Source organism: Microcoleus sp. FACHB-672, from assembly GCF_014695725.1.
Lineage (GTDB): Bacteria > Cyanobacteriota > Cyanobacteriia > Cyanobacteriales > Oscillatoriaceae > FACHB-68.
Window position 1 is genome coordinate 30257 of record NZ_JACJOU010000005.1, and the last position, 13343, is coordinate 43599.

A 13343-nucleotide genomic window follows, 5' to 3' on the forward strand; every position below is an offset into this window, starting at 1 on the left:
GATCCTGCTTGAAACGCTGTAGATCAACTATCGCTGTGGCGCAGTTTAGAAAGTCCTGAACAGTGGACTCACTGCGTTGATAGAATAGAACGGGCACTACGGTGGGCACGAAAAATTCGATGTCAGGATGAGGTTTTTTTTGACATTAGATATCCAGAAATTTTATAAAGCGGTTAACCCCAGCAAGACAGTAACGGGAGAAAATGAGAGCGGCGATCTTTACTATATCGATTTGACGCCGGCTCGAGGTCGTCGGCTGATTGACGAATTCAAGCAAACAATTACCCAGGCACGCTTTCAGCCAACCTGTCAGCTATTTACTGCACATATTGGCTGCTGGAAAGAAATAGAACTGCGCCGGCTGCAAGTTGAGTTGGATGTGCAAGGATTTCATATTGTCTATTGCAACGCCAGCCAAGATTTAGAGCTGGTAGATGTTGATATTAGTGATATTTTGCTGGTAATTGCCGGTCAGGTGAGTGAAAGCCTTGAGAAGCTTCAAATTAATCTGCAACCGCAACGCTTGAAAGCCTTACTCAAACCCGCAGCAGAGTTGTCGCAAACACTTTTTGAACTAGAAGAAGCCGGGTTTTCGCTATCTGCCGGCATTCGGAAAATTACCACTAAAGCGAAAGACAATCTCCAACTTCGCTCTGAATTAAGGAGCTATCTGGAACCTCAAATTAACAACCTTTTGCAAGCAATCAATCAAGAACTACTTGAACCGGCAACCCAGGAACTCAAACAGCGCGGCAAAAAAGGATTAGTTGTGATTGTAGATAACTTGGAACGGGTCGATCTCCGCCGCTTGCCTTCGGGACGCACCCAGCCAGAATATCTGTTTATTGACAGAGGTAAACAATTAAGCCAATTTCACTGCCACGTTATTTACACCCTTCTCTTGGCGCTGGTTTACTCGCCAGACTCAGACAAACTAATCGACAACTTTGGCAGGGAACCGAAAGTATTACCAATGGTGCCTGTGCGCCGGCGGGATGGAGGCAACTGCGAGGAGGGAATGGCGCTGCTGCAACAAGTGGTGCTGGTGAGGGCGTTTCCCGATGTTGACCCGCAGCAACGGTTAAACTTCATAACAGAGGTATTTGATACGCCTGAAACTCTAAACCGGCTGTGTTTTATCAGTGGCGGTCATGTTCGAAACTTATTAGCGCTACTGTATCGTTGTATTCTCAAAGGCGATCTACCTATCCCGCATCAGCGTTTAGAAAGCATTATTCAAGAACGCTGCAAAGAACTGATTCGAGCAGTTGAATCCAATGAATGGGAACTGCTGCGCCAAGTTGCGCGAGACAAAACTATTAAAGACAATACCGAATATCAAATCTTGCGATGCAGTCAGTTTATATTTGAATATCAAGATGAACGGGGACGCTGGTTTGATGTGAATCCGATTTTAGTAGAAGCCGAGCAATTTAAAACATAGTGCCGGCAGCACCCCCAAAGGCTCAAGTTAAACGCCACTGCCGCTCATTTGGGGAGTGCGTTCCTGACGCAAACGTTGACCCGTGACAGTCATCTGCACACCCCCGACAGGCGCTAAAGTCAAACCCCGGCGTGCAGGTTTCACCGGCTGGCTGTCTACCAGCGCCAACTGCCACTGAGACAATACAGTTGCTAGTACCAACTTCATTTCAAACTGTGCCAAAGCTAGCCCCAAACAGCGCCGGTTGCCTCCTCCAAAAGGTAAATATTCGTAAGGCGAAAATTGCCGGTTTAAAAAGCGTTCTGGCTTAAACTGCTTCGGTTCTGGATATAATTCGGGTCGTTGGTGGGTTAAATAGATACAGCCGGCCAGTTGTGTCTCTGGTTCTAACTCGTAACCCATCAGTTGGAAGGGAGTGTTGAGAACGCGAGCGAATGTGATCACTGCGACTGGATAAATTCGCAGTGTTTCCTGACATACTGCAGAGAGATAAGGCAGACGGAAAAAGGCTGTGGGATCTGGGTTGTCACGGATACTGTCTAATTCTTCTACCAGCCTTTCTCGCACCTGGGGGTGCCGGTGAACCCAGTACAACGCCCAAGCTAAGGCGGTTGCGGTGGTTTCGTGGCCGGCAGCGAGCAGCGTGATTAGTTCATCACGCAATTCCAAATCACTCATTCCCTCGCCGGCTTCATCACGCGCCAGCAGCAGCAGCGTCAGCACATCTGTACGGGAAGGATCTAAGTTTTCCCGGCGTTCCCGAATTTCCGCATATAAAAGTTCATTCATCTGTTCCTGCCGGCGTAAGAATTGTCCCCATGGACTCCAAGCGCCTAAATCTTGTTGTAGGAACGTAAAGAACAGCATACTAGAGCGCAGGGGAGAGCTGGTCATATCCATGAGTTGTGCCAACCGATGTTGCAGTTGCCGGCTGCGTTCCCCCTCATCCAAACCAAATACTGCGTGCAATATCACCCGCAGGGTAATCTCTTGCATCACTTCACGGGCTGAAAACGTTTGCCCAACACTCCACCGGCTGGTTATTTGCTCTGTGATATTGCGAATGAGCTGATTGTAGGTTCGCATCCGTTCCCCATGAAAGGGCGGCATTAACAGCTGGCGTTCTCGCCGATGACGTTCACGATCTATCAAAAATACAGACTGATCTCCCACCAAAGGGCGTATAGTCTGATTAACGCGACCCGTATCAAACTGCTGAGGATCGGCAGTAAAAATTTCTTGGATCGCCTGTGGGTGGCTGGCGAACACGACTGATTTAGACTTGCCAAGCCTTGCCGTAAAGATGTCCCCATAGCGCTCGACATTGGCGTCCATATATCCTAAAGGGTCAGTAATCCACTGCACCAGTTGTAGGAAGGGAGGGGTATCAACAATATTGGGCAGTTTCATTGCTGCTTTCCTTAATATTACTTGATGCGTTGATTGTAATAAATGCGCTAGCTGCTGCCATTGAGGATTGTTTAGGTCAGCGAGTTCTTATGACATTAGGATACAGCAAAAGCGAGAATGTGCTTTGCGAGCCGGCCCTCTGTTGTCCCAGTAGATTCTTTCATCTACCCACCTTTTGTTAAAAAAGCTGACATCAGGACAGGTTTTTCTTAAAAAGTTCCAGAAACTCCGAGTTGGTGATAAACTTGCCTGAGTTAAGCTAGCTTCACTTGACTCCGAGAAATTGTCACATGGCGAACCAGATCAAATTAGACATCTCTGAAACCGCCGTCGAACTCAAGACTCTTCTCAAGAAAGAGAGTAACCTTCAAAAAAAAGAAAGGCTCCAGGCTCTGTACTTGCTGAAGTCGGGTCAAGTCACCACGTTGGAAGCCCTCTCTAAATTGTTAGTCAAAGATCCTTCAACGATTTATCGTTGGTTTCAAAAATATAAAACTGACGGATTATCAGGCTTACTAAAGCTTTATAAGCCTGCCGGCAAACCTTGTTCTCTGCCGGCAGAAGCCATAGAACGCCTTAAGCAAAAACTCCAAAATCCAGAGGTATTCAGAACCTATGGAGATATTCAATTATGGCTTCGGGACGAATGCGGAGTAGATGTTGATTACTATGTGGTTTACCGAACCGTTCGCTATAAGCTAAAAGCAAAGATGAAACTGGCAAAGAATTCGGTTAAATCGTCTCTCTAAACCTCGAATTGGCCAGGAAAGAGCAAACGAGTATAAAAATTAATCACTGTAACTTCAGTAACATCTGCCGCTCAAAGCAAATTAATGAACTCCAATATTTGCCTATGACTGCCGGCAGCCTGCGCCAACATCTACATTTATCTGCGGTTAATAATAAAAATCTATGCTATTTCAAACTTATCAAAAAAAATTATAACATAATTGTTTCATAAATTCAATACAAGAAACTCGTTTTCTAGTAGAGAAAACGAGTTTTCAAAAAGTGCTTTTAATCGCATTATTAGTCTTATACTGACTGGAACAGAGTTCAACTGTTAATGGATGAGGGCAAACAACTATCACATAGCGAGAACAGATGCAAATTATTAAAAACTAGAAGAGAAGACGGCAAAAAAAGACAAAGGAAAGCGTAAATTTTAACCGACTGCCTAAATTACCCGCTCTCAGTTAATTAAATTCGCACAGTCAATTCTCTTTTTACCCTCTCCAAACACCTGGCATCGGATTAATTTCTTGTAAAAAATCACCGGGATTGAGACTTTGAGAACTTCGCACAGAAACAGCCGGCACCCCATCATTACTACTGATTAACTGCTCAGTTGGGAGCGCTGCTCGTTTTTGCTGCTGTGCCGATCCAACCTGCCGGTTAATTCCTGGTGATTTAGGTGGATTTTGGATGCGTAGCTTTTTACCGTATTCAGCCCGCTTTGTTTGAGCGGTAGAATAGGCGGTTGATCCTTTAGGAACCTTTTTTAGATAAGCCATAGCACCGGCAAAATCTTTAGCGGCTGCCCGGTTGTAAGCTTTTTGCAATAACTGATGTCCCACCGCCTCACTTTTAATGCGCTGCTTGGTAGTGTATTCAGCAATTTTGGCTTCTACTGGGGCGTAGTCAGGCAATCCTTTGGGAATTTGTTTCAGCGATTTTAAAGCGCCACTAAAATCTTTAGCGCTTGCCTGTTCAGATGCGGTTTTTAACAGCTTCTGGACTTCCCCATCCATTTTGACTGCCGCTTTCTGAACCATTGGATCGATTTTTTTGTGCCAAGAAGCAATTTTCGGGATCTTGTCAGCTTCCTCAAGCACATCCCGCCACCGGCTTTGTTTAAAAGCTTGTTCAACCATTGAAACTTGACGAGTGGCTACTTGCCAAGTTTGCTGCCACTCTTCAATCGCGGTATTCGCTTCGTGATAGGCAGAACTGTATGAAGCAACCGATTTAGCCAGCGCAACCGCTTGCTTGATATCTCCCGCCTGATATTGTTCTGTTGCTTTGGCAAATGTCTCCAGTCCCGGATCTAAGGGAGGAGCGAGGAACAGATTATAACCGGCAAATCCTACAGCCGCAGCATTTGCAGCAACACCGGCTCCAAGTCCCAAAAGTGTTAGTTGCACAGAAAGCTTAGAAATTTGAGGCGTAGCTGTATGATTGGCTTCGTGAAATCCTGGTGATGTGGCAAGAATGTTGATGGCTGAATCATCAGCGCTGCCGGCATTGTCAGGATTTATTAAATCAGATTGTTCGCTGCTGCCGGCATTGTCAGGATTTACTAAATCAGATTGTTCGCTACTGCCGACATTTTCAGGATTTAGTAAATCAGATTGTTCGCTATTGCCGGCATTTTCAAAATTTAGTAAATCAGATTGTTCGCTACTGCCGATGGGATCTTCCATGTTGATTGAATCAAACTTATCAACGCTGCTTGTAGCATCTTCCATGCTGATAGAATCAAGCTTATCAGCGCTGTCGGCACTATTTTCAGTAGACTCCAACTCTTCTAAAGGAAGAGTTAATTGACTGCTTCGTTGCATTGCAGAGTCCTGAGTGTTCAGTGCTGATTCTTCTACGCACAGCGAAGGGGATGACTCGATGCTGCCGGCAGAATCTTCAGCAGACTCTGACTGTTGTATGGCCAGGGTTAATTCAGTGATCGGTGGCATAATCGCAAGAGGAAGGTAAGCTGTCGTTGGGACTCCGGAATCCAGAGTGAGAGAGAGTGCCTTTGCTCGGCAGTGTTTGACACCGCCATCCATTCAAAAGAACTAATCAACTCAGCGAGCGCCGCTACAGCCTCTGATGCCTAAGAGCCGGCGTCAAACCTGCCCATAGCCCAGTCTTTGACGTAAAAGCGCACCATCTGGTGGAGGATAGTGGCCAAGCTTGTCACGAACCGGCAGTCGATGCCCCCACCTTCTGTTATCCGGTTCTATTTCTAATCGCTCAGGATTCATTCGCCTTAGCGATTCAATTGTTCTCAGTAAAAGTGCGTAAAATTGCAGCCACAACAAAGCAAACGCCGAAGCACAGGCGCACAGCAGCCGATGAAGAGACGAGCCGGCAATTCAATTATTGGGGAAAATTTATCCCTCTATCTTGGTTTCCGGAGCAGATAGAAAGGCTGGTTTAGGGGCGATTTCTTGGAAAATGTTGCCGGGGTTGAGATTTGAGGACAGCACCCGTGTGCCGGTGTGGGGTGAAACAGCCGTAAAATCGGCAAGACTACTGATTTGCACAGGGGCAGGCAGTGTTGAAACAATGATGGGGTTGGGATCTGGCAATGCCCCAACATTCCATCCGTTTGTTTTTGCCTGAATGCGCTGCTTTTGGCTATATTCAGCTAACTTGGGTTCAGCTTTGGCGTAAGCAACAGTCCCTTGAGGAATTTGTTGGATGAAGCTAATCGCGCCGGCAAAATCGCTTTCCCCCGCCAGATTGTAGGCAGTTTGCAGTAATTGGTGCGCTTGCGTTTCAAACTGAAGATGCTGTAGTTCGCTATATTCAACAATCTTGGTTTGAGCGAGAGCGAAGGCTGAGGTTTCCTGGGGAATTTGTTTAAGCGCGTTTACTGCGCCGGCAAAATCTTTGGCAACTGCATGACGATAGGCAGTTTGCAACAATTGGTGACCTTGCGCTTCAACTAGAGCTTGCGCCGGCCCTGAGACGTCTGAATCATCAATATGATTTGAAGGAATGGACTGTGCCGGCACAACCGAATTCTGAACGGTTCCCAGATGTTGATGTTCTTCCGTTGTTTTCTGGGCAAAATTTGCTTCAGTGCCGGCAGGAGAAAACTGTAATAAATACCCACCAACTGTTAGCGCTAGCAAATTAACCGCCAATCCCACCTTAACCGCACTGCGTACCGATGAAGAGTCACAATGTGGTTCAGTTGCCGGCAAGTCGGGAGAATCTTGAGGAATAATAGCTGGCTCAGAGTGCAGGTTTGGTGGTGCCGATGGGCTTATAGAGGCAGCCTTCTGCAACGTTACATCAGCGCCGGCACTCACATTCACCGAGGCGCGGAAAAAGCTCAAGCAGCCATATCCATCATCTTTTACCTGATGATATACCAGCTGATCTCCTACTTTGACTTGGCGCTGCCAAACGAGTTCTTTCGCCGCAGAGTAGTTGGTAAAGCTTTTACCGGCTTGCTGTGTGGATGCAGATTCAACTTTGCCCATCACAACCTCACCAGCGATCTGGGAATTTTGGATAGGCTGAATCGCACCCACTTCTAGGATCGCTAATTGGTCGTCTTGCTGCTTTGTGAGCCGGTGAGTAACTTTATAACGCATAAATATTGACTGCCCTATGATTGGATGATCTGCCTATCCTCGATCTGGCTTAAATTTCAGCATAAAACGAATGTTGACAGACTGCTTAAAAGTCGGCGCTACAGCATTGTTTACATGAGACTTCCTGCAAAAATCGGGGTTAGGGCGAGTAAGCTAGGAAAATCAGCGAGCAATTTCTGCCAAATTCGCCCCAAACCCCGATCCCACACAGATTCTTTTGCCAAAAGTCTATTACAGAGCCGGCTTCTCTGAAAAATTCATCTCTGGCTCAATTTTTTCAGGAATAAACTGTGGCATCTTCTAGATGTGCCCAGTCGGCAGCATTGTTTGCTCATTGTAAAATTCTACAGAGCCGGTGAGGGCGAGCCAGAAAACCCGCCCTATTAAAGCTCAACCCTTGGCTAAGGCTGATTGCTGGAACCTTTACCGCCGGCACCTGCCGCCCCTCCCACGACGTAGGGTGAAGCGATCCTCGCCACATCGCCGGTGCTCGCCAGCGCTTGGTAGAGAAACGCCGCAACCTCAGCCCGCGTTGCCATTTGCTTGGGATTGAGTACCTTAAGATTGGGATAATTAACCACCAAGCCTTGTTCCGTTGCCGCTGCGATTAAAGTTCGGGCATCCCCAGGAATGGCACCGCTATCGCTGTACACCTGCAAAATCGAGTCAGGAGAGCCTTTGGCCGAGTAGTTCAATCCTTTGGCTAATATCGTCAAAATGTCAAGCCGATCTAGCTTTTTATCCGGGTTAAAGTTTCCTTGTTCAAAAAAGCCCATTTCATAAGCTTCGCGAATGGCACCGGCTGCCCAGTGACTAGCCGGCACGTCGGCAAACGCAACCGCATTGCGAGTTTTGGGCTTATTAAACGCTTTGCGAATCATGGCGGCAAACTCCGCCCGCGTCACCTGCTCATTTGGGCGAAAGGTGCCATCAAGAAAGCCTTTGAGAACTTCCTTTGCGGCTAACTCGGCAATAAAATCTTTGGCCCAGTGATCTGCCGGCACATCGGGAAAGCGCACTTGAATCCCTTGACTGACGCCTTCATCACGATACTGTCCCGCCAACTGGCTCACGTCATAAGTTAAGGTGCTGCTATCGCTGAGGTTAATAACCTGAACCACTTTCCCCGGTTGAGCGATTAAAGCCGGTGCCAAATCTGAGCCGAATAGGTTAACGGTACGATTCGCTAAAGAAAAAGCCCCACTTTCCAAGGAAGGCGTGTAAATGCTGGTGCGAGGCGGTGCGAGTAACCCCTCAGCTTGAAACCGGCTGGTGTCAATCGTATCTAAATTGGTGAGGAAGCTAACACTTTCAGCGCCGGCAGGAGCGCTGCTAATTTTAGTGAAATAGTCGTAGACAACAGTGCCGGGATCAATTGAGCCATCAGCGTTGGTGTCCATCCCGTAGACAGTCCGCAGCGCACGGGATTGAGCGGGATCACTGGGCACGACCAAGTTAACTGCTGTGTTTTCAAATAGCAGTTCAAACTCGCTGTAACCAATCGCGCGGTTTTCCAAATCGTACAAGCGCACGACAATGCGATCACCCGGATAAATCCCCTGCATGAATTTAGCGCGTTGGTTGGGCTTGTAACGAAAATCGCCGATAAAGCGTTCTCGTAAATAGCCGTTGCTTCGCCTTGGTTTCAGGGAAATGCGAGCAATCACATCGGAGGAATGACGGATGCCTAGGCTGAATTGCCCTTTTCCCATCGTCGGGGAACCCGTTGTTAAAGGCGGCTGAGCGGTTGTAGCGGGTGTGGCAGGCGTGCCGGTGTTGCCTTGCTGGACGGGAGTTTGTACCGTGGCAGACGTGCCGGTGTTGCCTTGCTGGACGGGAGTTTGTACCGTGGTAGGCGTGCCGGTGTTGCCTTGTTGGGCAGTTGTGGCCAGTTTCGTCAAGCCGTAGGATTGGGTTGTCTCTAGCTGTAGCTGTTGCTCCTTCGCGCCGCTTTGGAGGTCATATCGCAACTGCACCACTGCTTTGAGAGCCAAATTGCCCATATTTGCGTCGTTACCTAGCACCTTAGCCAGCTGTGTGATGGGAATAACTTCTGGTTCTAAGGCAACTGAGCCGGCTTCATTGGCAAGCAGTCGTGCGCCGGTGCTGGTATAAACCGGCAGCCATCGATCATTTTGACGGACAAACAGTTGATAAACGGCATTCGCGTAGGTTGTTGCCGGCTTGTTGAGCACCTGTAGCTGGATTGTAAACCCGGTTGCTTCTTGATTTGTAATCATGGGGGCCATGATCACAGCAGTATCCCAGCTTTCTTGCCACTGAGAAAGCAGAGCCGGCTTTTCAATCTCGGATGGCTGCTGGGGTGCCGGTTTTGCTGGGGTTTGTCCAGTTTTTGCAGTTGTGGCACTGAACCCGGGCGGCGCAGAAGTGGCCAGGGTAAGGCCGGCGGCAACGATAATAATCCTGCTCAGTAAAGCAAAAGAACTCTGTTTCATGACAAATATTTAACTCCCACACCTACGGGATTTGCTTTCAAGCGTTGCATTTATTTTAGGGGCTGAGGGATGAGGGACTAGGTATATTGACAGATGACGTTAGTTCGTCTCATTCGTCTTTAAAGCCTGGAAATTTCAGCCGGCTGCCGATTAGGCTGCAACTAAGCTTTTGTAGTCATTACACCCAGCCTTTAGTCGGTTTTCACCGGCAGTTTACCTAAGATCGAATAAACCATCGTTTCTGTTTCCTTGCCCCGCAGTTGAATCGCACCAAATTCTTGGCCGGCATAAAGATCGCTCACATAACCAAACGTCCGATCAGTCAGCAAAATTTGATAAGGATTGTCGGAAGTCAAATTCTTTGTCATCGCCTCTAACCGCGCCGCTACGTTCACTGTATCACCGAGAACTGAATAACTCAGCCGCTGTGCTCCCCCGATGGTGCCGGCGATCACAGGGCCGGTGTGGATGCCAATTCCAAACCGAATCAAAGGCCGATTTTCTTCTTGAAAACGCTCGTTAAGCACCTGCAAACGCTCGTGCATGGCAAGGCTGGCTGTAATAGCTGCGGTGGCATCCCGTTTTACGTGTTCTTCTTGAGCTTGCGGAAAGGGAATGCCAAATACGGCCATAATCGCATCCCCAATATATTTGTCAATGATGCCGCCATGTTCCATGATGCAACTAGCCATCGCATCTAGGTATAAATTCAGCCAGGTGAGCAATTCGCGGGGTGCCAAGGTTTCAGAGATTGTGGTAAACCCCCGAATATCCATAAATAAAACCGTTGCGGTGAGTTCTTGGGCTTCTAGTTCCCCGTTTTCAAAAATTTCTTCTTTGCGTTCCCAAATCACTTCTGCCATTTCTGGGGCGACGTGTTGGGCAAACAAGTTCATTAGCTGTTGCTTTTCATACTGTTCGCGTAACTGAACGCCAAGACCGGCTAATAAAATGGTGCTAATAGGGGCGGCAATCGGCAGCCATTGGTTGCCCCCGATGAAGGCGGTGAGGGCGATGGCAAACCAAGTCGGTGGTAAAATTAGGCCGATGACAATTCGGTCTTTAAGTTGTCGGTTAAACAACAGCCAACTGGTGCCGGCACCAATCACCAGCAACAGCAAAATGTCCGCCCACTCTGGTGTTCGTTGCAATAGCCGATTATTTAATAAGTTATCGATTAAAGCGGCGTGGAGGTAAACTCCAGCGGTCGGTGGATCTTGGTTGAGTGGCGATCTGAGCGGGTCCATGCCGATTGCCGTTGGGCCAATTAACACTAATTTATTGGCAAGAACGCTGGCATCAACTCGACCTTCTACGATGTCTGCGAAGGAATAAGTGGGTAATGCTTGAGTTGTTCCGGGCCAGTTAATCCAGACTTTTGGCATTTTCTCACCGGCATCTGGCTTGGGCAATGCTAATTGAACACCGGCACGGGTTTTATAAACATCTAGCATAGCGGGCGCGAGGGCCGGCAGCGATTCGACAAACACGGTTGCTTGCCGGCTGATCCCGTCTTTATCAGGATCGTGCAAGATATGACCGACATTCGCTGCGGCTTTGTCAAGAACCGGCACAGGTGGCAGTAGCTTGCCTTCCGCGTCCCAAGCTACAGATAAGACAACGTTGCCTTTAGACGCTATCGCCTTTGCCATTGCAGCGTCTAAAGGACTGGGCGCAACAAATAAAATATCGAATCCAATTGCTGCCGGTGGTGACTTTTTTAAAGCTTGCAAAAGTTGTGTGTAGCGATCACGCCGCCAGGGAAATTGGCCATACTCTTGCAAACTCGCTTGATCAATGGCGATCACTGCGATTCGCTCATCCCAGCCAATTGGCGGACGGATTTTAAATAAAGCGTTGTAACCCAACTGCTCTAATTGCTCCCAGTAACCCAGTTGTGACATCCCCATAGCCACAGCCGCCGCCACCACCCCAGGAAATCTGGGATGATTGCCGGCCAGGTAATTCTGAAACCGCTGAATCCAGCTTTTGACCACCATGCTAATACCCTGTAAAAGTGATGAGTTCTTTCAGTGCAATGGTGAGTTTGCCAGCGTTAATCTTGCTATTTGTCCTACTTTTCAAGCCAAAATTATTATTTTTTTACTTAAAATTTAGAACACAATAAAACGCTGGGCGGTCAAATTTAAAACATTGCAGCTCGCTTTCATTCCCAGCTTGACTGATGCTTTAAATCTGACCGCCGCTTACAAAACTCAAAATTGTCTCACAGCAGCACCCTAATTCAAAAAACTCAAAACTTTTTATTCAGCCATCGCATTGCCGTCAAAACTCAAACTTTCTCATTCGGCAGGTTTTATTTGACAAAATAGAAACTTCTTTATCTTCTATTTCCGGCCCTTTAATTTTTATTAACCATTAAAAACCTTATACTAATTAACCGCTATTTCGGAAAATGTTTCTCGCACTTCAGGCCCTCGAATAACAAACTTCAGCCGGCGGCTTAAAGGTCGTTCCACTAAGGTTGAAAACCGGCCATCCGGTTTGGTTTCTATGGCTCTACCGTTAATAAATACTAAGTCTAACGGATCAACTTGACCCACAACACGCACCGCATTCCCACTAACTCTTCTCACATGAAGCGAGATAAATTTCGCGCGTGGGGGAGTTTTTTGCGGGGTTGTGGGCGCGTCTCCAGGGCTGATCACAACATACTGACCCGGATTCACTAATACCACTTGCCCCTTCGCTAAGGCGGCGACGCTTCCTTGAATGGTGGAAATGCCGGTTTTTCCGTCAGGGCCAACATTAACGCCAAAGGAGGTTCCCTGCACACCGGCAATACCAACAGGCGTTTCAATACTTAATGGATAAGTTCGACCTGATCTGCTTTGAGCAACTAGGGATTTTTCGCTTCCTTCTAAAGGTTGATTCCCGCTGTAGAGGTCATTTGAAGTTTTCCCAACCGATAGCCTCACCTTCCCTATGCTCACAAAAAAGGATGTGTTGCCATTGGAGAGGGTTTTGAGCGTCAGGGTTGTTTTCTCTGACACTTCGACCGATCCAATATGGTCATTGATAAATAAACGAACGCTGGAATTATCGCCTGTGATCAGTTCCCCTCCACCGGCTTGCAAGCGCTGTCCTAGTGTCACGGGTTGCCTGGATGGCCCATAAACCACATTCCCTTTCACTTCCTGTACCTCTACCATGACTGGCTTTGGCGACTGCGGATCTTGGGCGATGTCTGAGAGGGCATTCGCAACAATCGATTTTTGATGAGCCTTTCTCACCGGCTTATTTTGTATCTCAGCTTTAAGGGGTGCCGGTTTAGTCACCAAAACCGCCAGAAACAAGGCCGCGATGGCGCTGCCAAATGACAATAAATAACGAATGAAAGAATTTTTATTTAACATAGATACTCACTCCAAGACAATTACCTGATTAGGTTTCCTGTTCCAGTTAATTAGAGTTTGGACTGAGTAAGGAGTCAACCTTGCAAGATTTTGGGGGTTTAACCGATTTAGAGCGTTTAACGGGTAGATGTGCGATTTTGCCATCACTGATATTTAAATCCAAAATTTGCAACCTGCTATATTTTTACAACCGCTGTCAAACCGGCTTTTTAATTTTACGGTTAATTTAATCGGCCTGAAGGTTTAAGATTTCATGAAAATTCACTAGAGGTTGGAGATTAATGAAATTTCTAAAATTTTTATTATAGAGAAATGAGAGAAATGACAGATT

The 13343-nt window shown here is 47.4% G+C and carries 9 protein-coding genes; 2 read left to right on the plus strand and 7 right to left on the minus strand.

Annotation, left to right across the window (positions count from 1 at the left end):
* The first annotated feature begins 139 nt into the window (after positions 1-139).
* The gene (locus tag H6F56_RS02515; RefSeq protein WP_190665289.1) at positions 140-1444 is read left to right on the plus strand and encodes an ATP-binding protein; all 1305 of its coding nucleotides are present in this window, start codon (positions 140-142) and stop codon (positions 1442-1444) included.
* Positions 1445-1471: 27 nt separating this feature from the next.
* Here the strand turns inward: H6F56_RS02515 and H6F56_RS02520 are convergent, their stop codons facing one another.
* Positions 1472-2854 (minus strand): cytochrome P450, encoded by a 1383-nt coding sequence (locus tag H6F56_RS02520; RefSeq protein WP_190665290.1) that lies wholly within the window; start codon positions 2852-2854, stop codon positions 1472-1474.
* A 290-nt stretch (positions 2855-3144) separates the two neighbouring features.
* Between H6F56_RS02520 and H6F56_RS02525 the strand changes: the two genes are divergently transcribed.
* The gene (locus H6F56_RS02525) at positions 3145-3603 is read left to right on the plus strand and encodes a helix-turn-helix domain-containing protein (RefSeq protein ID WP_190665291.1); all 459 of its coding nucleotides are present in this window, start codon (positions 3145-3147) and stop codon (positions 3601-3603) included.
* A gap of 477 nt (positions 3604-4080) precedes the next feature.
* Here H6F56_RS02525 and H6F56_RS02530 read toward each other — a convergent pair whose 3' ends face one another.
* The 6 genes from H6F56_RS02530 to H6F56_RS02555 all read right to left on the minus strand — a co-directional run bounded on the left by H6F56_RS02530 (position 4081) and on the right by H6F56_RS02555 (position 13012).
* Positions 4081-5544, minus strand: a complete 1464-nt coding sequence (locus H6F56_RS02530) for a hypothetical protein (RefSeq protein ID WP_190665292.1) — start codon at positions 5542-5544, stop codon at positions 4081-4083.
* Positions 5545-5697: 153 nt separating this feature from the next.
* Positions 5698-5835, minus strand: a complete 138-nt coding sequence (locus tag H6F56_RS02535) for a hypothetical protein (protein WP_190665293.1) — start codon at positions 5833-5835, stop codon at positions 5698-5700.
* Between the two features lie 129 nt (positions 5836-5964).
* Positions 5965-7179 (minus strand): hypothetical protein, encoded by a 1215-nt coding sequence (locus tag H6F56_RS02540; RefSeq protein ID WP_190665294.1) that lies wholly within the window; start codon positions 7177-7179, stop codon positions 5965-5967.
* A 401-nt stretch (positions 7180-7580) separates the two neighbouring features.
* Positions 7581-9635 (minus strand): S-layer homology domain-containing protein, encoded by a 2055-nt coding sequence (locus tag H6F56_RS02545; RefSeq protein WP_190665295.1) that lies wholly within the window; start codon positions 9633-9635, stop codon positions 7581-7583.
* A 191-nt stretch (positions 9636-9826) separates the two neighbouring features.
* Entirely contained in the window at positions 9827-11635 is a 1809-nt protein-coding gene (locus H6F56_RS02550; protein WP_190665296.1) for a CHASE2 domain-containing protein, read from the minus strand.
* A 393-nt stretch (positions 11636-12028) separates the two neighbouring features.
* Positions 12029-13012: a FecR family protein gene (locus tag H6F56_RS02555; RefSeq protein ID WP_190665297.1), complete on the minus strand. Its 984-nt coding sequence runs from the start codon at positions 13010-13012 to the stop codon at positions 12029-12031.
* Positions 13013-13343 lie beyond the last annotated feature (331 nt).

Excerpts from the sequence above, each read along its gene's own strand:
- H6F56_RS02520 (WP_190665290.1), bottom strand. The coding sequence starts at position 2,854 with ATGAAACTGCCCAATATTGTTGATACCCCTCCCTTCCTACAACTGGTG.
- H6F56_RS02525 (WP_190665291.1), top strand. The coding sequence starts at position 3,145 with ATGGCGAACCAGATCAAATTAGACATCTCTGAAACCGCCGTCGAACTC.
- H6F56_RS02530 (WP_190665292.1), bottom strand. The coding sequence starts at position 5,544 with ATGCCACCGATCACTGAATTAACCCTGGCCATACAACAGTCAGAGTCT.
- H6F56_RS02535 (WP_190665293.1), bottom strand. The coding sequence starts at position 5,835 with ATGAATCCTGAGCGATTAGAAATAGAACCGGATAACAGAAGGTGGGGG.
- H6F56_RS02540 (WP_190665294.1), bottom strand. The coding sequence starts at position 7,179 with ATGCGTTATAAAGTTACTCACCGGCTCACAAAGCAGCAAGACGACCAA.
- H6F56_RS02545 (WP_190665295.1), bottom strand. The coding sequence starts at position 9,635 with ATGAAACAGAGTTCTTTTGCTTTACTGAGCAGGATTATTATCGTTGCC.
- H6F56_RS02550 (WP_190665296.1), bottom strand. The coding sequence starts at position 11,635 with ATGGTGGTCAAAAGCTGGATTCAGCGGTTTCAGAATTACCTGGCCGGC.
- H6F56_RS02555 (WP_190665297.1), bottom strand. The coding sequence starts at position 13,012 with ATGTTAAATAAAAATTCTTTCATTCGTTATTTATTGTCATTTGGCAGC.